Below are 18,987 nucleotides of genomic sequence, written 5' to 3'. Positions count from 1 at the left end.
GTCGAATCAGCCGAGCGTGGCCGACGCCGCTGCGTCGAGACCGAGGGCCGCGCGAATGGAGTCGGTCAGGGTGAAGTGCCTCATCCAGCCGAGGTGGGTTGCCGCACGTGTGATGTCGGCGCACTGCCACGTCGACCCGGTGCGCAGGCCGCCGGGATCTCGCGCGAACCGGTAGGGAATCCTGGTCTGCTCGGCAAAGGCGTCGAAGAGCTGTCTGATGCTCGTCGCGGTCCCGGATGCCGCGTTGTAGACAGCCACCGCGGGTCCCGGACGTCCGGCGGCCAGACTCACCAGACCGGCCACGTCCCGGACATCGATCAGATCCCGCGCCGTCTCCGGTAGCGGAACATTGGCCACCACCTGGTCCGAGCCGGCCTCTGCCGCGGCCCGGTACAGCCCTACCGCGGCGGCCCAGATGCCCTGCGTGCCGTGACCGGGTCCGATCACGTTGAAGGCGCGGACCAGCGTCACCGGCCGGTCCATCCGGATGGCCGCGCGCACCAGGTAGGAGGCACCCATGGCCTTGGACTTCCCGTACTCCGTCACGGGCGCCAGGACGCCCGATTCGCTCACCGGGACGCCCGGGGCGGTGTCCCCGTATTCGTGCGACGACCCGAGGTGCAGAATCGCCTCCGTCGTCCCCGACAGTTCGCACGCTTCCGCGAGGCGGCAGGGCCACACGACGTTGTCCCGACGCACCACCGAGGGATCGGTGGACCAGGAAGCGCCCACGGCGTTGACGATCACGGCGGGGCCGCAGGCTCGCAGGAAGCGGGACAGCGCGACGGACGACCAGTCGTGACCCCGGTAGTAGGGAGCACCGACATTTCCGGCACCTTCCGTCGTACGCCCGTACCGGTCCACTCCTACGCAGCGCCATCCGTCGGCGGTCAGCGCCGCGGTCACCCGCCTTCCGATGAACCCTTTGGCGCCGAAGACAACTGCGGTTCCTGGCATCCTGGCGTCCCGTCATCTCCTGACGACCGCGCGAGCCGTGTCGAGCACGACCTCCGCGGCCACCTTCGCGCCGTCCGTCCCCACCTTCTCCACCAGGCCGGTCCAGACGTCGGCAGGAAGCGCCAGACATTCCGGAATCAACTGCTCCAGCTGCGCTCGGACGGACCGGCGCGTGGTGTCGAGGCGCCGACGGAGACCGTCCGCGATGGCCCCGTAGACGTAGTCGTTCCCGGCGGCCTCGGTCTCCGCCGCCTTCCGCGCGACCACCGCTTCGTCGACGACGTCGGTGGGCCACTTCACCCCGGTGTGGGCCCCGGTCGCGAGCCTGTGGGTCTCCGCCTGCTGGAACCCGGAGACGTTCTGCGGTGGCAGGCGGACCAGCGGCGTCCCACAGGAGCTCGCCTCCAGAAGGCTCATGAGTCCCGGCTGGCTGAGGCACAGTGCGCTCTCCGCGATGCGCGTACGGTACTCGGCACGGGTCAGCGGACCACAACGGAACTCCGCGCGCCCGAGGTACGGGGAGACGATGGCGTCCAGATCCGCCTGAGGGGTGTTGCCGGCGATGAGGATGCTGTCGAATCCGGTTTCGATCAGGGCCTCGATGGCTCCTGGAAGCACGAGGGACGGGTAGCTCGTGGTGTCCCGCGTGGTCAGGCCGAGCATCCCGCCGAGTGCGATGAACGCTCGCCGGTTTCCGTCGGCGTATCCGTACGTGTGTCGCGCCGCGGCGACCGGTTGCCACGGGACGACCGCGCCGATCCACCGCAGATTGCGGATGTCCCGCATCCAGCCGAGGGTTTCTCGGGACAGCCCGGGAAGCCGCAGGGCGAGGTAATGGCTCACCTCCAGCGGTGGCACGGCGAGGTCCGCGCCGTGCCACAGGAACGGCATGAGGTCGACGAAGACCGTGCGCACACCCGCTGCCTCGAAGGCCCGGGCAGCGAACCCCTCCAGTGTCACGAGAGCCACGTCGAGATCGTTCGCGGCAGCGGCCCGCGTCAACGCGTCGTAGTCCGAACCGTCGAACTCACACCACTCGTCGACGACGTCCTCCATGAGGGACCGCCCGTATTCGCTCCCGAAGGCGACGACTTGGCAGTCCCCCGGCGCTGTCCGCCGGATCTCACTGATGATGGTCTCCAGCGCGGCGTGCGGCCCCCAGCCGAAGTTCACGCCCAGGATGCCGATCCGCACGCCGCCGGAAGCCGCGGCCGGTGCATTCACTTCGCTTCTCCCCGCGAGCGGAACTTCAGTGCGCGGTCGATGTCCGCGCTCTCCCAGAAACGGTCCGACTGCCGGTGATTCGAGCCGAGGTCGAACGCCACGGAACATGCCTTCTCGATGACCGCCCGACTGCCCACATCCCCCTCGACCACCTCGAGTTCGAGCAGGGTGCCCATGCCGCGGATCATGGAGGAGAGCGAGGCGAAGGATGAGGTGACAAGGACCGTGGGCCGGCGGACCGAGGCGGCGTAACCGAGTTCGAAGGCGACCCCGGCCGAGGGCTCGTCACCGACGATTGCGCACAGACTGTCGGAGGCGTGCAGCGCACGGAGGTCGTCCCGCATGCAGTCCTCGGGCGGCAGCCCGGCGGCGCCCCACTCCTCGTTCATGTGGGAGCTGAAGACCGAGGCACCCAGCTTGGACAGCCGTGTGTGATAGCTGAGGATTTCAGCCTTCTTCTCCGGCAGGAATACATCATCGCGTACATAGTTTCCGAAAGGCGCCGCAAGGAACACCTTCGGACCGTGGACGATGGAACCGCTCATGCACTGACCGCCTTCACTACGATGCTCCCGCCGAACCGGCCGCGTTGCTGCCCCGTCGCATAATCCCGGAAACCGAGGCTCGCCACCTTGAAACCGGACGCCCGGAGCAGCCGGGCCACTTCGGACGGACTGAACAAATGAACCGGGGTGTGCAAGACCTCCTCGCCACTCCGGTATGACGCCGTGAAATCCCCGCCACCGGGCAGTAGGCAGTCCCTGGCCACATTGCGCATGACGCTGAGCGGTCCGTAGGTGACGGCGTTGTACCGGTTGTTGACATCGAACACGAACGCGCCGCCGGGCTTCAGCAGGCTTCTGACCTGCTGAAGCCCCGGGACCAGTTGCGTCCGCGGAATGTGGCCCAGGACGTTCGACAAGCAGGTCACCAGGTCGAACTTCGCCGAAAGGGCGGCCGGCAGTTCAGGCGCCGCAAGAGGTATCGCCAGGACCTGGGCGCCGGGACAGTTGCGCTGCGCGAGCGCCGCCATATCGGGGCTCTCGTCAATGGCGGCGACATGATCGGGGCGGATCTCCGAGACCACGCGTTGCAGTCGTTCGCCGGTACCGGTGCCCACGTCCAGCAACGCCAGGCCCTTTCGGTTCCCGGCCGCTGCGGCTATCTCTTTCTCGACGGCCCGGAAATACCGGGTATGGCGCTCCAGGTATGTACCGTAGCCGCGCGAATAGGCGTCGTAGAACCGCTTCGAGGTCACCGAGGTCGCCTGCGGTGTGGAACCCTTCGACATACGTCTCCTAATTCCGGATGTATCCCAGGCAGCTCTCGGTGTCGAAGCGCCCCCAGTCCGCGGCGTGCTCCAGGCCGGCGGCGACGGTGTCCTTCGGGAGCCCTTCGGTGGCCCGCAGCACGAACCTGCTCACCTTTCGCAGGTGCTCGACGGGCACGCCACTGGACCAGGCCAGGTAGTAGAAGGCATCCGCGCCGCGCCCGAGCGCGCGGAACTCCGCATCCGCCGTCGACAGCACCAGGTCCTCGACCGCCTGCGGCGCTCGCCACGGGTCGTCCAGGGTGGGGTTGCGCCCTGCGGGGACGGACATCTCCTCCCACAGAGCGGCGGTGATCGCGTCCCACGGGACGAATTCCCGTGCCCGGTAGACCTCTGCCAGTTCCGTGTAGACCGCCGTGTACTCCGCGGCCAGCGAACGCGTCGACAGCCGCTCGGACAGGGGGCGTGCAGCCGCGACGAGCCGTTCCCTGGCCTCCGGGTCGAACCACAGGGCGCGCAGCGCCTGAGCGATCAATGCGCCGTCCGGCGCGTCCACGTACAGCGCGCCCGTCTCGCCTCCCAGGTATTCGCTGATCCCTCCGGCCCGCGTCGCCACGACCGGACAACCGGCCGCCTGGGCCTCTACGTTCACCAGGCCGCCGCCCTCCGACTTGGAGGCCACGACGGTGGCGAACGCGCCCTTCAACAAAGAGGCGGCCTCCTCGATCGGCACCTCCCCGATGAAGTGGACGCGGGAGGCCAGGCCGAGCCGGTCGACGTACTCCTCGAGCGCGGCCCGCTCGCTGCCGTCCCCGGCCACGATCAGGTGGAGCTCCGGGATCTCGTCCTTCAGGAGGCTGATCGCCTCGATCGTCCTGTCCACGGACTTCGCGGGCTCCAGACGCCGCAGCGACAGTACGTAGGGCCCCCAGGCAGCCGCTTTCTCGTGGGGTGCCGCGGTGCTGAACAGCTCGTGGTCGATACCCACGTAGAGGGTGGGTATCGGGGCCTTCTCGCCGACCAGAAGCTCGGTCTGCCGGGCGAGATCGTCCGACGCCGCGTTCAGGAGGTCCGCCCGCCGCATGGCCGGGAGAACGAAGTCCCGGCCCGTCTGCCAGACGAGCCGCGGGTCGGGGTCGACCACATCGGGGATGTCGTAGCCGCCCACGGTCTGGATGACCGGCACGTGCCACAGACAGGCCAGAAGCTCCGCGATCATCGGAAGTGGCCGGCGCAGGCCGACGACATGGATGACGTCCGGCTTCCGGACGCTCCGGATGAATTCCCGCAGTTCGGCCGTCAGCGCTCTGAAGTCGGAGGGCAGCACCGCGTTGGGGACCCGATGTATGCGCACCCCATTGCGCTTCGCTTTCTTCGGTGTGGTGTCGGGAACATGCCGCGTGAGCACGTCCACGTGGTGTCCGCGGGCAACCAGCTCGGCCCCGAGTTGGTCGATGGGGTCCTGCGCGCCACCGGTCACCGGGTAATACACGCTGCATACGAATAGAATGTTCACTGGCTTCGGCTCCTCGTCCGACCGGCCGTCCTCGCCGGGCTCAGCGGTTGGCCTTGTACCGCTTCCCTTTCAAGCCGTGCACTTCCTCCACCGGGAACCGGTCGATGTTGACGGCCAGCTTCTTGTCGGCCGCCTCGATCAGATCGAAGTCGCAGTAGCGCGCGAAGCGGATCAGGTAGTTGAGGATGTCCGCCGCCTCGAACGACAGCCTGGTCTTGAACTCCCGGTCGGTGCTGAGCAGGTCGACGACCTCGGGCTCGCTGAGCCACTGGAGTTCGGCCAGCAGCTCGCCGGCCTCGCCGCCGACCGCCATCGCGAGACTGCGCGCCTCCTCGAGCTGGTCCCAGCCCCGGTTCTGCACGAAGGTAAGAAAGCGTTCGGTGTATGCCTTCAAGCGGTCCGAGTTACGCCCCAGGTGAGTGGTCTCGCCGGGGAGCCAGCCCCATTGGGCGGCTACCTTTCCCGCGGAATACGCTTCCGGGAGCAGCCCTTCGAGCGTCCACATCTCGCTCTGGAAGGCTGTCACCACCGCGGGGTCCACATGCTGGTGCGTGTACAGCTTGTGCGTACGTCCTTCGGCCCAGGACTGGGCGAACCTGAGGGTTTCCTGTAGTGCGCGCTGCGATGTCGCGCTCAGCGGCATCAGCTTGACCGCACCGCCCTTTTTCGGCCCGAACGCGATGACCGAGCTGAGGACGTCGGAGTCGTAACCGAGGTAGATTTCCTTATACTTGGATTCCACCTCGCGCGAGCTCCGCCGTTCGTGCCCCGCCACCAGGGCGCGGACGAATTCCTCGTCTATGCCGTCGACGAAGACATCCATGCCGGAGGTCAGGAACCGTTCGAGCTCTTGGTACTTCGACGAGGAGTACTCCTCGAACTTCAGCGGCTCCCGTACGGGCTCGGACTCGTCACTGTCGACGTTGTAGTAGATCGCGTGTTCGACGACTCCGGGGCGGTACTGGCTGTTCGACTGCGACCCGCACGTCCAGCCGCGGTTCAGGTAGAACGTCTCGATCCAGGAGCTCGGCTCGGCAACGGTGCCGTAGAGCTGCCGGACGCCGCGGGCCCTCGCCACCTCGACGGATTTCGCGAGCAGCGCGGTCCCGGCGCCCTTGGAGCCGCGGAAGTCGGGGTTGACGATGAGCGGGCTTATTTTCATCGTGCCCTGGTGCTTCTCGGCGATGTTCATGACGCCGACCACCTCGCCGCCGGCCTCGGCGACGTACACATGCTGCGTCTTCGAGAAGTGGCCCACGGGGTCCTTGCCGCCGCCGAGGTGTGCATCGATGATGCGGTCGGCCTGGGCGACGTGATTACCGTCGTAGTTCCTTCTGAGGGAACCGTGCAGAAGCCCTTGGATGACCGCGCGGTCCGCTTCCGTGGCATCCCTGATGACAATCCCGTCGACCGCTTCGGATGAGGTGTCATCACTGCCCTGCTGCATAGTCAATTTCATCTCCCCTGACATATTGCGGTAATTAGGCGAGCAGGCGTCGACGGGCGACCGCGGCATCGACCAGACGGTCGGGTGTGCCCACGTCGAACCACCCGGCTTCCTCGGGAACGGCCACTGCGGCAAGGCCCCCGTCATCGATGTACGACTGAAGCAGAGAAGTCATTTCCAATTCTCCACGGCCTGACGGAACAATGGACTCCAGCCTCTTCCATATTGATCCATCGAAAGAATAGAGACCCGTGCACACCTGGCTACTGTGACGCACATCGGCCTTTTCCTGAACGCGGACGACTGTCCCGTTCGCGGCACTCTCGACGACCCCGAAGTCTCTCGGATCGGGGTGTTCGATGACCGCGACGGCAGCACTGCACCCGGTGACCTCGATCTTCGCGATGATGTCTCCGGACCAGGTCGAGCTGGACACGTAAAGCGTGTCCCCGAGCGCGACGACGATGCGCTCGTACCCTTCGGGTTCCAGATGTTCCCGGGCGCAGGCGATCGCACCGGCGATGCCGTTCGGTTCTTCCTGGACGACTGTCCGGATTTCGATGTCAGAGTACCCGAGCCACGCCGGAATGCTCCGATATATCTCTTCGTCCGCCGCATTGCAGACGAGGACCAAGGTGTCGACTGCGCACTCTGTCATCACATCCATCGAGAATGCTATCGCCGGCTTGTCGTAAACCGGAAGAAGATGCTTGTTGACAACGTGGGTCACCGGAAACAACCGTGATCCGGTGCCTCCCACCAGAACGATACCGGCGACTCGTTCTTGGGCAGGGTTCGCTGCTCCCATTACTTACCTCCTTCTGGCCCGCAGTGGGGCCGTGGTCGATGTACGGTCGAGAGGTGTGGGTTATGCAGGAAGGGTTGCCGCCGCTTTTTCCAGCACGGCGATGCGGCGCAGAACGGCCGGAAAGCCGACCAGGCCCGCCGTCTTCGCGTCCCGCAGGTGCCTTGTTCCTGCGGTCAGACATGCGCGCGTCGCGTTGGTCGGTCGGGAGGTCGCGACGACGGCCGGCCCGGCTTCGCCCGACGTTCTTTCGAGGACCCGGACCGGGGCGCCCACCGGTGGTGAGAACGCGCGGATCAGTTCCAGACGCCGACGGGGGTCTGCCACGACGACACTGTTGGCGTAGGAGTCGCCGATGGCCCACGATCCGGTGTAGGTAAAGGTGCGCCCGTCGATCAGCCGACTCGTGAGCGCCGCGCCGCCGTCGGTCTCCGAGTCCCCGAACAACACCGGGGCGATGTCGAGGTCTTCGGCTACGGCACCGAGCCTCAGCAGCGCGTCGACGCAATAGGTTCCCAGGTCCGCGGCCGCCCCTCCGTGGCGAGGATGCCGACGGAAGTCCGTCGGTTTCCGCCCCGGTGTGCGGAACACCGCGGAGACGGACACGGGGTCCGTCCAGTCCTCGACGCGCACCCGGGCGACGAAGTCGGACCAGGCAGGGTGGTACGGGTAGGAAAGGCACTCGAAGACCGTGCGGTCGCAGGCCCGAGCCATCGAGTCCAGCTCGCGGGCCTCCGCAGCCGTCAGACAGACTGGCTTTTCCACCAGCGCATGTTTCCCGGCGGCCAATGCCGCACGGCAGTCGTCGAAGTGACCGCCGGTCGCGCTGGAGATATAGACGATGTCGACGTTCCGGTCTGCCAGCACCGCGTCGCGATCGGTGACCTCGATCCCTTCGGGCCGTACGGCGGAACGCGTCTCGCGGGGATGGTCGGTGCCCACAAGGAGGGCGTCGGTGCGGTTGAATTCCTGGAGCAGTGGAGCGGTCCGTCGGCTCAAGTACTCGGAATTTCCCATCGCCGCGATCATGGTTTCAGGGATCCGATCGTGATGAGGCCCTTCACCATCGTCAGACAGGTGCGCAGTTCGACGCTGAGTCGGTCACCGCCTTGATCGAGCGCCTCTACCTCGTTCAGGGCCATCCATCGTCCGGCCGGCTGCTCCTCGACGGCGTCGGTGAACAGTCCCAACTGGTAGGTGACGATGGCACCACGGAACCGGCCACCTTCCTCGGTGTGTACCGCGGAATGGATTTCGTGACAGCGGACGAGACCCGACGACTCCGCGATCATCGACCTGCGTCGAGACTCCGTTGAGTAGTCGGTGATATCGCCTCGCTGGAACCGCGCCTCAAGACTGGGACCGCGGACGGAACCGATCCGGACGCGTTCCGCGACAAGCAGTTCCGGGCCTTCGGTGCCGGGCCGGATCAGCAGTGTGCACTGGCCCATGCCGGCCGGCGCCAGCAGCGGCTGGTCCCAGGACGCGACCTCACGTCCCTGTCCTTCGACTCGGCAGCCCACGACGGAGAAGAACCGACGCTGTCGGTGCTCGATACTTTCCGCGATTTGCCACTGCGACAGCCGGTTCAGGGGAATGATTTCGGGATGCGAGCCCGCCGGTTCCGGGTCTTGTCCGCCCTGGCACGGTGCTTTCGTGACCGGGCCGAGGCGGTCCCGGGACGTGGCAGCGTCCAGCGGCCACATCGACAGGACCGACCGCAGATCCATATTAAGCAGGCGGCTTTTCAGTGCCGCCGCCAGCAGAACAGGTACCGGAACCCAGCGGCTTTCTGGGACGGTCCGCGCGATATCGACGGCATCCTTGGCGTCGAGCAGTATGATGCGGTTGCGGTTGATCTTTCCGAGAAACCACGACTCCTGCTCGCGCTGCACAGCATCGGCAAGCTTGCATGTCGTCTCCGATAGCGCGAGTTCGGCGGCGGGTACCCTGTCTCCACCGTGTGCGGCCTCGTAGTTGCTACGGGTGGCCTGCACGGTCGGCGCCACTTCGATGCCGTCAGGGGTACCCGGCTCGAATTTGAAAGTTATCAGGCCATGGAACTCGCCATCGAAATGTGTGACGAAAAGACACAGCATTCCGACTTCGCGCTGCTCGATGAGTGGCTGTTCCAGAGGTTGGTCTAGGCCCGACAGATCTCTTGTACCGATGATTCTGAAGAAGCGGCCCGTCTCGTGGGCAAATGCTCCGTCGTCGGTCATGGACCAGGAGCGCAAGTCGGATAGCGGCACAGGGAAAACCTGTGCGGTAAGTGAATGACGTCGGCGCAGGCACTCCGAGCGCAACTCGCGAACAGTTTTGATCACCTGCATACCGAACTGGCGAATGTCATGGGTAACCCCTGTTGCGTAGGCGTTCATGCCACGCATTCGCTCAACCGGTCGCAGACGTAGTCGATCTCATCGAGGCTGATCAGCGGATGAATGGGAAGACAGATGACGTCGCGAGCGAACCGCTCCGCAACTGGCGTGGAGCACGACGCGTCGAGCGGGAAGTCACTAAGCGGTCTGAAATAAATTTCCGATTCGACTCCTGCGGCATCTAGTTGCTTCCGTACACGCTCCCTGTCCTTGACCAGGATCGGCACGGCGAAGCCTCCGGAACGGTCGGAGTCATACGCTTCGCGCACAAGTTCCACTGATGATCCGGCCAAGCGTTCTCGGTACCGACGCATGATTGACCTGCGCTTTTTCAACTTGTCAGGTAGTCCTTCCAACTGGGCAAGGCCGACCGCTGCCGCGATGTCGCCCATGTTGTACTTGAAGCCGAGCTCCGGAATGTCATAAGGCTTCGACCAGGACCGAGATCCCATGTCGATCCCGAATCTGCGCAGCCGCTTGGCCCGCTCGGCGGAAACAGCATCGGGGAATGTTACACATCCACCTTCGCCAACGGCGAGGACTTTTGTCGCATGGAAAGAATAAGCTTGGATATGCGGCGACTCACTCATCGGAAGCCCCTGCCACATCGAACCGATAGCGTGGGCGCAGTCCTCGATGACTGTCACGCCATGCTTGTTGGATATCTCGTTCAATCCTGCTACGTCACAGGGAATACCCGAGTAGTGGACGGCGATGACGGCACTGACGTCTGGCTCAGTGCCAAGAATTTTGCGCACCGAATCCAGATCAATGTTGCCTGTCGTGCGTTCGATGTCGGCAAGAATCACCCGGCACTGATGCTGTAGCGCCACTGCCGCCGTCGCAACGAATGTGTTGGCGGGCACGATCACGGCACTGCCCTTAGGTACGCCTGCCACTACCAGTGCGAGATGAAGGGCTGCGGTGCCGGAGTTCACGGCGACCGGATGCTTACCGACCAACTCCGAGCGCGCTAACTCTCGTTCAAATTGCCGCGTAACAGGCCCAAGGCCGATCCAACCAGATTCCAGAACCTGCCGTACGCGTTCCAGTGATGGCGGCTCGACTTGCGGCCGGTACATTCTTATCTTGTTCACCGGCAGAAATGGATGCATTTCAACTCCCCTATGTGCCGCCTCCGTGGCGCAGCTTCGACTATTAGGGAGCGGAGCACATCTCCCACCGAGCCACTGCGTCAAGCAGCGTGATTACACTTTATACCGCCTGTGATAAACCACAAACTTACGCAGGGTCCGCCGCTCGATAACCGATGCGACCTGCGATGCCTTGACTCATCGAGCTGGTGTGTCGTCCGCATCGCACCAGCCGCCGTATGACCACCTGGCGCATACGAAAGGAGAGCTGCGGACACGATGACGGTCCTGAGCTGAGCCGGTTTCCTAGGGGATCGTGAACACGTAACGGAAGGCACAGGGCGCTGGGTGAAGCACCGACCGGCGATACATGCGACACGTAAGCAAGCCCTTCCTCGTTCCCCGCACTTCCGCAGCAACTACTGCCGACCGCGGCGCTGCCCCTTGGCCGCAAGCTCCGCGGCCCTCCCGGACACGAAGACCACCGGTTGAAACGTGCAGCCCACTCGGACGAGCTCGGTGAGCACCTCCCCGAAGGGGCCGTTTCCCTTGCGGACAATGCGGTACCGGAAGTGTCCGCAAGGAGCCATCGGTTCAGGTGAGGCACGTATTTCGATACGACCGTACGTGACGGACCTCAAAGGTCGTGTTGTCGATTGACCGCCAGTTTTTCGATCTCCTGAACCGACGCCTGACTCGTCAATTCCCTTCCCAGCAGGATCGGCCACCACGCCCCTCACTCTCACTCGACTGCGGTTCTTCAATCATGCGTGCAAATAGCCTATGCACCGGCCATTCGAGTTGACGAGCACGTGGCACGTTCTACCTCTACCTCGCCCCGCGAATTGCCCCCTCCATCACAGAATGGTGCGCGGAGCAGCGGCGGGTCCGTACTTCCGCACCCTCTGCCGACAGAGACCAGACTCTGGGATGGCCGCGCAATTGACAACCTTTTTAGTGTCATCTTAAAAGACCCGTGCATTACTGCCAGCCGCTCAAGTCCCGATGCTCGCGGGCGCACACCACCGCGCGACCGCAGCCCAAGGGGCGTAGGCCAGCATCGGCTACAGCGCGGCGAGGAAGGATGCGACGGCGGCCGACACGCGGTGCAGGGGTGGGGAGAAGGCAGCATACGGGCGCCCGGTAGGTACACAGTGAACGTTGGCCGGTATCAGCAGCGCGGGCGGGTGCCCGGGAGCACAGTAATATGCCTTCCACCAGCACCTGGACACCACGCCCACCGGCTACCTGCGCCACGCACACGAGAACTTGCTCGAGGCCGACCCGGCCGGCGGACCACCGCGGTCGCCTACCACTGGCGTTTCGCCCACCGGGGCACCTGGTTGTCGGTCCATCGACGCGGTACCAGCAGTTCGGGAGGTGCTGTGCCCGCTCTGGCAGCGGTATCAGCGGACACCCTTCCACGCAAGATCCGAGGCCAGCCGGGGCGCCGCTTTCAGCGGACGATGCTTGATCACCTTGATGCGCGGATCTGCGTCGAGAGAACGACACTCTCTTTCAGCAAGTTCCAGACAGGACGGTAAGCCCTTTGCACCAGCTCCTGCAGACAGTCGAGCAACACGCCAGTCTCGCGGAGGACAGCCTTCGAATCACTGCCGTCCTGCACTTCCGGGCGGCCCATCGCATCCTCCCGCCTTCCACGTGGCAAGCTTTTTAGGATGTAAGACCCCAGCAGGCGGGACAAGAGGGGGACCGCTGCGGCCCCTCGAAAGCGACAATCGCTCAGTTCCGGGACCGACTGAGACTGGCGAGATCGATGACACTGACGGGGCCAGTGAGCGAGCGTGGGTCACGGCAATGCGCACGGCCATCAGCGAGGCAGCCGATGCCTTACCCAGACCGGGTCGTTCGTCCTCTGCCGGGCCGGGGAGAGCCTGCGGCAGCGAAGCCCACCGGTTGTCGACAGCGCCGACCGGCAGTATCCGCTCTATCGGTTCCGCGAGCACTCGCCGCTGGTTTCACATACGTGCTCATCGAACGCGACGGTCGGCCTCCTGGACCGCACCGACCTCCCACCCAATGCTCTCCCTGGTGGAGACCAAGATCCGGACCATACACGGACCAACGACTGGCCAGCAGTGGTTACAACGGTCATCGCGGCAGGTCAGCGCCGCCATGCGCCCTGTACCACCAGCAGACGAAGAACCTGCAGTGAGCTGCGGTTCCTGTCTGTCCATCGCGGGCTGGAGCTGCGCAGCAACCTGCCGTTCGACCTGGGAGGTTGGGTCCCGGTTAGCCATCGGTGCGGGGCTTGCTGAGTGTGCTTTAGGTGTCTGTTGGTGGTTTCTTGGCGTCGGTGGCGTGTGCTGGGACCGTTCTGCTGCCTGTGCCGAAGGAGGCTTCTCATGGCCGCAGCCCGACGTGTGCGCGCTGCGCGGTACCGGTGTCTGCCGCTGAACCTGGTGCGCGAGGAGTTCACCCGCCTGGTCGGCGGGCCCGTCCCGCCCGCGGTGGATGGGGCCGCCTTTACCGACCTGCCCGACCGGATGCTGGAGCTGGGCGAGTTGCTGGGCTTGCTGCTGCGGCCGGAGTGCCCGGCAGCGGTGCGTGATGCGGTGTGGGCGCATCTGGTGGCTCGGGCGCGGGCGGAGGGCGGGTGCTGGACGGTGGGGTGTGCGGGAATGGCGCTGCCGGCGCTGGTCCGGGTGGCGGCCTGGGTGGTGGCGCGATACCCCGGTGATGTGCAGGACGCGGAGGCCGGGTTCTTCGCCGGGCTGGCCACCGTCGATCTCGGCCGACCCCACGTTCTGCTACGGCTGGTGTGGGCGGCGCGCCGGGCCGGGTTCGCGGCCCTGACCGAGGCGCTGGATGCGCCGGTGCCGGTGGCGCCGCGGTTCGGACCGGCGCCGCCCCGACCGGGGTGGGGTCATCCGGACCTGGTGCTGGCCCGGGCGGTGGGCGCCGCGGTCCTCAGCCCCGCCGAGGCCGAGCTGATCGCAGTGACCCGGCTGGAGCGGACGCCGGTCCTCGTCTGGGCGCGGGAGCACGGGGCGCCGGCGCAGGGCGTGTATGCGCGGCGGCGCAGAGCCGAGCGCCGACTCGTCACCTATCTGCGGGAAGGGCCCCCACCGCCTGCCGCGAGGGCCGGCACGAGGCCTGTGCCGGGGCGCGCCGCCTGCCCAGGTGCTCCAAGTACCACGTGTCGCCTCACGTGTTACGACGGCGGCGAGAATTCCGAAAAGTCTCGGCTGCCGGTGCATAAATCGGCGGTGTTTTCCGGCCTTTAGAGATGAGGGGCTGCTCAGGCCCCGCCGCCGCTCCTGGAGAAGGCCCGGTTTCCGTCCGCACCCGTCGCCTCGGAGGCGCGTGGCGTCCGGCTGCCCGCGCCGCGGCCGCGCGCTGCCGCGCCGACCGTGGTGGCCGGTCGTGGGCACAGTGACGGCGGTGGCACTCCTGGTGGCGGCGGCACCGGCCACGGAGCCGGCGCAGTGGGTGCTGGCGCTGGCCACGGTGGGCCAGCTGCTGACCAACCTCCGTAACTGGCTGATGGGGGTCCTGGCCGGTCTGGCCACGGTGTTCCTGACGGTGGGCGGGGTGCGCTACCTGCTGGCCGGCGGGGACCCCGGGGAGGTGGCCAAGGCCAAGTCGGCCTTCAAGCACGCCGGTCTGGGCTATGCGCTGGCCGCATTGGCGCCGATCGTGGTGCAGGTTCTCAAGGGCCTCGTGGGGGCGTGATGGGCTGGCTCACCAACCTGCTCACCCAGGTACTGGAGCGGTTCTTCCGTACCGTGGTCGACCAGGCTCTCAACCCGCTGCTCAAACTCCTGGGCTCCACCCTGCTAGCCACCCCCACCCTCGGCAGCGTCCCGCGGATCACCGGGCTCTGGTCGACCTCCTGGACGCTGGCGCTGGCCTGCTACACCGTGCTGGTCACCGTCGCCGGAGTGGTGGTGATGGCGCATGAGTCCGTGCAGACCCGCACCGGCCTCAAGGAGATCGTGCCCCGTCTGGCGGTGGGCGCCGTGGCCTCGGCCTCGTCGCTGTTCCTCGCCGACAAGGCGATCACTATGGCCAACGCCCTCTCGCGGGCCCTGCTGGGACCCGGCCTGGACCCCGGCGACGCCGGCCGGGCCCTGGCCCGCATGATCCAGGGCACCGGCAAGGGATTCTTCGTGCTGTTCGTCGGCGTGTTCGTGGTCGGCATGCTGGTGGTGCTGCTGGTCTCCTACGCGGTGCGCATCAGCCTGACCCTGATCCTGATCGCCGGGGCGCCGCTGGCGCTGATGTGCCATGCGCTGCCGCAGACCGACGGCATCGCCCGCTGGTGGTGGCGGGTCTTCGCCGGCCTGCTGGGCGTGCAGCTGGCCCAGTCGCTGACCCTGATCACCGCGCTGCGCCTCTTCCTCGCCCCCGACGGCTTCACGCTCTTCGGCCCCACCCCCACGGGCCTGGCCCACCTGCTGGTCGCCCTGGCGCTGATGTACATCCTGATCAAACTGCCGTTCTGGATCCTGCGCTCGGCCGTGCCCGGCTACCGCGGCTCCCTCGCCGTCGGCCTGGTCCGCTCCCTGCTGTACGCCAAAACCTTCCACGCCCTCAACACCACCTCCCCGTCCGCCCCCGCCGCCCACCCCCGCGGCAGGGGCGGGCCACCGGGCCCCGGACCGGCCGCCGGCCGGCCCGGCGGGGGCGGCCCCGGGCCCGTTCCCCCTGTCCCCCGGAGCGGGCCCGGCTCCGGCCCCCAAGGCGGCGCGCCCCGACCGCTGTTCCACCGCGCCGCCTCTGCCGGAGTTCCGCTCCCCCGCCCCCGAGGAGCCCGTACCACCGCAGTCGGCCCGACGCACCGCACCCGGCTCGCCCGTCTTCCACCCTCCGATTCCCCACGCGCCCGGCCCGGCCCCGGCTACCCGGCACACGCCCCCGGCCCCGCCGGCCTTCCGCCCGCCGGTGACCGAGGAGACCCCGCCCCCATCCCCCGGACGCACCCCGCGCCAGCCGTCACCGGCTCGGCCCGTGTTCGTCCAACCCGTGTCCGAGTCGCCCGGCCCGGTGCGGGCCACCGGGCCTGCACCCCCGGCCGTCTTCCGCCCACCCGTCCCCGAGGAGCACCGCACACCACGCACCCGCAGCACACCGTCCCCGCCCCCGACATTCACCCCGCCACCCCAGCCCGCCCTCAGCACCACCCCCGCTCCGAGGCGGAGCGGAAAGAGGTGACCCACGATGACACAGCCCGTGCGGATCCCCGCCGACGTCGACCGCGAGGACACCGTCTGGCACGGCCTGACCGCCCGCCAGCTCCTCATCCTCGCCGTCGCCGGCCTGGCGCTGTATGCCCTGTGGTCGGCCACCCGCGCCCTCCTGCCGCTGGCCGTCTTCGTAGTCTTGGCCCTGCCCGTCGCGGCCACCACCGCTGCCCTGGTGCTGGGCCGGCGCGACGGCCTGCCCCTGGACCGTCTCCTGCTCGCGTCTCTGCGCCAACGCCTGGCTGGCCTCCACCACGTCGCCGCGCCCGAAGGCCTGTACCCCGCCCCGGCCTGACTCACCGCCATCGCCACCTCCACCCCCGAAATCTCCACCGGCCCCGGGGCGGGCGCGGCGCCGCTGCGTCTGCCCGCGCAGGGCATCACCGACACGGGCCTGGTGGACCTGGGCGACGACGGAATAGCGCTGGTGGCGGTGTGCACCACCGTAGACTTCGCTCTGCGCACCCCGGCCGAACAGGACGCCCTGATCGCCTCCTTCGGCCGCTACCTGCACTCCCTGACCGCTCCGGTCCAGCTCTTGGTACGAGCCGAGCGCCTGGACCTGACCACCGCGATCGCCGAGCTGCGCGCCCAGGCCCCCACCCTGCCCCACCCAGCCCTGCGAGCCGCCGCCGGCGACCACGCTGACTTCCTCACCCTCCTCGCCCGCGAACAGGACCTGCTGCGCCGCCAAGTGCTCCTCGTTCTGCGCGAACCCGCCCGGCCTTGCGGCCCGGTCGACGGCCTCGGCGGCCCCGGCTTCTGGGCCACCGCCACCGCCCGGCACACCGCACGAAGTGCCCGCCCGGCCACGGAGGCCGACCGGCAGGCCTCCGCCATCCGGCTGAGCCGCCGCCTGGCCGAGGCCACCGCCCTCCTCGCCCCGGCCGGCATCACCCTCTGCCCGCTGGACGCCGGCCAGACGACCGCCGTGCTCACCGCCGCCTGCCCCCCCGGCAGCCTCCTTGCTCCCTCCCCCTACCTGGCCGGCGCCGATCAGGTCATCACCGCTCCTTCCGCCGATGTGACGGCCGAGCCCGCCCGCCTCCCGTCGGCCTAGAGCAACGGCCACCGGTCGTGGGAAAGCACCGCAATCGCCTTCCCGGCAGAGGACGACACCGGACACCTGGGCCTACGGAACGGGCCGTCGTGGTGAGGCATCGCCGCACGGTACCGACCCGGGCCGGCCGACACCACCGTCCAAACACGACGACACTCGCCGCCGACGGCACCGGTGCGTTCCTCCCCGACGCCATCACCATCGCCCCGCGCCATCTGGAGGTCGGCGACGTGTGGGTGGCGTCCTTCGCCGTCACCGGCTACCCACGAGATGTGCAGCCCGGCTGGCTGCAGCCTCTGCTGACCTACCCCGGCCGCCTCGATGTCGCCCTGCACATCGAGCCGATCGACCCGATCACCGCGGCCCGCCGCCTCAAGCGCCAGCTCGCCCGCCTGGAATCGGGCCGCCGCCACACCCAGGAAAGGGGCCGCCTACCCGACCTGCAGATCGAAGCCGCGACCGAGGACGCCTATGACCTGTCCGGCCGCGTCGCCCGCGGCGAGGGCAAGCTCTTCCGCCTCGGCCTTTACCTCACCGTCCGCGCCACCACCGACCCTGCCGAACTCGCCGCACAGGTGGCGCAGACGCAGCCCCCGGACACCTCCGCCTACCTCGACCTGGGCGCCTCTGCCGACCCGTCGGAGGAGGGCCTTTGGCCCGAAGGCTGCAGCACACAGATCGAGTTCGGCGCTGTTTGAACGCCTGACGGCCCGCTGCCCTGCGGGTGCGCAGCACCGCAGGGATCACCACCGGGCCGTAGACGGCTCGCAGTCCGGCTGCCTCCACGTCCAGGTAGTCCCGCAGCGCCGCATCCGCGACGTCGGCAAAAGCCCGGTAGCCGCCGTGGCCCTGTGTCACCTGGGCCCACTGCAGCAACGCGTCCCGCACGTCCGCCTCCGCTTCGTAGAGATCGGCGAGGCGTTCGACGTCGGCGAGGGCTGGGCGGCGGCGTCCCGCCTCGATCCGGCACAGCTTCGAGGAACTCACATACAGCGCGCCGGCGACCGTGGCCAGCGTCAGCCCCCGCCACCGGCGCAGCCGGCCCAGCCGGTCGCCCAACACCAGCCGGCAGACCGTCGCCCCCATCATCCGTGCTCCCCACCCCGTCATCCGGCCCTCCTCACCGTCGCCTGCTGTCAGCCCAGCGCGCCGTCGCACGGCGCGAGAGGGGCGGCCCGCAACAGCGCACACGATGTGCGCGCGATGCGCATGCCGTGCAACTACGCGCGTCATCCCACCGGTTGGCGAGACAATGGCCCTGCAGACGGCGAAAGGGGAACGATGGGCCTGGACGCGGCACACCCGATCCAGCGCTCGCCGGCCATGCGGAATGAGATCACAGACAACGAGCCGGCCGCCATCATCCGCCTCGCCCGCCGGGCCGCCGGGCCGCCGAGCTGACCCAGGGCGAGCTCGGCGCCGCCGTCGGCTACAGCGCGGCCTCCATCTCCCGGATGGAGCACGGCAAGCAGCCGTTGCGCGACATCGTCCTGCTGCACCGCATCGCCGAGACCCTGCACATCGCGCCCCAGCTTTTCGGCCTCGCACCGTCACACGAACCGGCGAGCCTCCCGGTGTCCAGCCCGCCCCAGCCGTCCGGCAAGGCTAGAGGTTGTCCCGTATGGGGTGTGAGTTATCCCGTGAGGGCCAGGTTGTGCAGCCGGGCGATGCCGAGCATGGCCTGGTGAACTCCGTCGTCCTTGAGCCGGCAGTTCCGAAGGATCTTCCGGTTCTTCAGCCGCGGCAGGGCGTGTTCGACCCGTGCTCGGGCCCGGCGATGGACGGCGTTCTCTGCTTCCTGCTGTGGGCTGGGGTGGCTTTGGCGCCGTTGTTTGCGGTGTGGGATGAGGAGGCCGGTGCCTTGGTAGCCGCCGTCGGCGATGGTCGGGGCTCCGCGGCAGGCCCGGTCGACGCCGGACTCGGTGACGGCGCGGCAGTCGTTGCGGCTGCCGGGCAGCGGCAGGCCGACCGTCACCACCAGGCGGCTGTTGGCGTCGATGACGACCTGCAGGTTGGTCGAGTACCG

At 67.6% G+C, this 18,987-nt stretch carries 17 protein-coding genes and 2 pseudogenes; 6 read left to right on the top strand and 13 right to left on the bottom strand.

Features of this window, described 5'->3' with window-relative positions; genetic code table 11:
* Positions 1–6 precede the first annotated feature (6 nt).
* From ACH4OW_RS28910 to ACH4OW_RS28865, 10 genes are read right to left on the bottom strand one after another with little or no spacing between them, the layout of a single operon-like run.
* On the bottom strand, positions 7–957 hold the full coding sequence (locus ACH4OW_RS28910; RefSeq protein ID WP_398030654.1) for an NAD-dependent epimerase/dehydratase family protein: 951 nt from the start codon (positions 955–957) through the stop codon (positions 7–9).
* Positions 958–969: 12 nt separating this feature from the next.
* The gene (locus ACH4OW_RS28905) at positions 970–2,181 is read right to left on the bottom strand and encodes a hypothetical protein (protein ID WP_398030653.1); all 1,212 of its coding nucleotides are present in this window, start codon (positions 2,179–2,181) and stop codon (positions 970–972) included.
* Positions 2,178–2,726, bottom strand: coding sequence for a nucleoside 2-deoxyribosyltransferase (locus ACH4OW_RS28900; protein WP_398030652.1), 549 nt, complete (start codon positions 2,724–2,726; stop codon positions 2,178–2,180). Before ACH4OW_RS28900 ends, ACH4OW_RS28905 begins: the two co-directional genes overlap by 4 nt.
* Complete coding sequence (locus ACH4OW_RS28895; protein WP_398030651.1) at positions 2,723–3,472, bottom strand: class I SAM-dependent methyltransferase; 750 nt, start codon at positions 3,470–3,472, stop codon at positions 2,723–2,725. Before ACH4OW_RS28895 ends, ACH4OW_RS28900 begins: the two co-directional genes overlap by 4 nt.
* A gap of 7 nt (positions 3,473–3,479) precedes the next feature.
* Complete coding sequence (locus tag ACH4OW_RS28890; RefSeq protein WP_398030650.1) at positions 3,480–4,967, bottom strand: glycosyltransferase family 4 protein; 1,488 nt, start codon at positions 4,965–4,967, stop codon at positions 3,480–3,482.
* 40 nt (positions 4,968–5,007) lie between these two features.
* On the bottom strand, positions 5,008–6,414 hold the full coding sequence (locus ACH4OW_RS28885; protein ID WP_398030783.1) for a GNAT family N-acetyltransferase: 1,407 nt from the start codon (positions 6,412–6,414) through the stop codon (positions 5,008–5,010).
* A 34-nt stretch (positions 6,415–6,448) separates the two neighbouring features.
* Positions 6,449–7,222, bottom strand: a complete 774-nt coding sequence (locus ACH4OW_RS28880) for a sugar phosphate nucleotidyltransferase (protein ID WP_398030649.1) — start codon at positions 7,220–7,222, stop codon at positions 6,449–6,451.
* A gap of 60 nt (positions 7,223–7,282) precedes the next feature.
* A complete protein-coding gene (locus tag ACH4OW_RS28875) occupies positions 7,283–8,248 on the bottom strand; it encodes a Gfo/Idh/MocA family protein (protein ID WP_398030648.1) in 966 nt (321 codons plus the stop codon).
* Positions 8,245–9,600: an NDP-hexose 2,3-dehydratase family protein gene (locus tag ACH4OW_RS28870; protein WP_398030647.1), complete on the bottom strand. Its 1,356-nt coding sequence runs from the start codon at positions 9,598–9,600 to the stop codon at positions 8,245–8,247. The genes ACH4OW_RS28875 and ACH4OW_RS28870 overlap by 4 nt, the downstream gene beginning before the upstream one ends.
* Positions 9,597–10,715, bottom strand: a complete 1,119-nt coding sequence (locus ACH4OW_RS28865; protein WP_398030646.1) for a DegT/DnrJ/EryC1/StrS family aminotransferase — start codon at positions 10,713–10,715, stop codon at positions 9,597–9,599. The genes ACH4OW_RS28870 and ACH4OW_RS28865 overlap by 4 nt, the downstream gene beginning before the upstream one ends.
* A gap of 2,345 nt (positions 10,716–13,060) precedes the next feature.
* On the opposite strand from ACH4OW_RS28865, the gene ACH4OW_RS28860 reads away from it, so the two are divergent.
* A complete protein-coding gene (locus ACH4OW_RS28860) occupies positions 13,061–13,942 on the top strand; it encodes a hypothetical protein (RefSeq protein ID WP_398030645.1) in 882 nt (293 codons plus the stop codon).
* Between the two features lie 139 nt (positions 13,943–14,081).
* Positions 14,082–14,390 carry a pilin gene (locus tag ACH4OW_RS28855; protein WP_398030644.1) on the top strand — a complete coding sequence of 103 codons (309 nt, stop codon included), beginning with the start codon at positions 14,082–14,084 and terminating at the stop codon, positions 14,388–14,390.
* Between the two features lie 490 nt (positions 14,391–14,880).
* Here ACH4OW_RS28855 and ACH4OW_RS28850 read toward each other — a convergent pair whose 3' ends face one another.
* Positions 14,881–15,042: a hypothetical protein gene (locus ACH4OW_RS28850; RefSeq protein WP_398030643.1), complete on the bottom strand. Its 162-nt coding sequence runs from the start codon at positions 15,040–15,042 to the stop codon at positions 14,881–14,883.
* A gap of 836 nt (positions 15,043–15,878) precedes the next feature.
* Between ACH4OW_RS28850 and ACH4OW_RS28845 the strand changes: the two genes are divergently transcribed.
* The 3 genes from ACH4OW_RS28845 (at position 15,879) to ACH4OW_RS28835 (ending at position 17,659) form a co-directional block, all read left to right on the top strand.
* Entirely contained in the window at positions 15,879–16,196 is a 318-nt protein-coding gene (locus ACH4OW_RS28845) for a PrgI family protein (protein ID WP_398030642.1), read from the top strand.
* 102 nt (positions 16,197–16,298) lie between these two features.
* Positions 16,299–16,961: a hypothetical protein gene (locus tag ACH4OW_RS28840; RefSeq protein WP_398030641.1), complete on the top strand. Its 663-nt coding sequence runs from the start codon at positions 16,299–16,301 to the stop codon at positions 16,959–16,961.
* A gap of 89 nt (positions 16,962–17,050) precedes the next feature.
* Complete coding sequence (locus ACH4OW_RS28835) at positions 17,051–17,659, top strand: hypothetical protein (protein ID WP_398030640.1); 609 nt, start codon at positions 17,051–17,053, stop codon at positions 17,657–17,659.
* 187 nt (positions 17,660–17,846) lie between these two features.
* Here ACH4OW_RS28835 and ACH4OW_RS28830 read toward each other — a convergent pair.
* Positions 17,847–18,047, bottom strand: a pseudogene (locus ACH4OW_RS28830) (helix-turn-helix domain-containing protein); the annotation flags it as partial.
* Positions 18,048–18,355: 308 nt separating this feature from the next.
* Here ACH4OW_RS28830 and ACH4OW_RS28825 point away from each other — a divergent pair.
* Positions 18,356–18,649 (top strand): annotated as a pseudogene (locus ACH4OW_RS28825) (helix-turn-helix domain-containing protein); the annotation flags it as partial.
* On the opposite strand, the gene ACH4OW_RS28820 reads toward ACH4OW_RS28825, so the two are convergent.
* Positions 18,595–18,987 (bottom strand): transposase (locus tag ACH4OW_RS28820; RefSeq protein WP_398030639.1); only part of this gene is annotated, 393 nt, incomplete at its 5' end. The pseudogene ACH4OW_RS28825 and the gene ACH4OW_RS28820 sit on opposite strands and share 55 nt — an antisense overlap.

The sequence above is a fragment of the Streptomyces sp. NPDC017056 genome, from assembly GCF_044332485.1.
Classification (GTDB): Bacteria; Actinomycetota; Actinomycetes; order Streptomycetales; family Streptomycetaceae; genus Streptomyces.
This window is presented reverse-complemented; position numbering and strand designations above follow the sequence as displayed.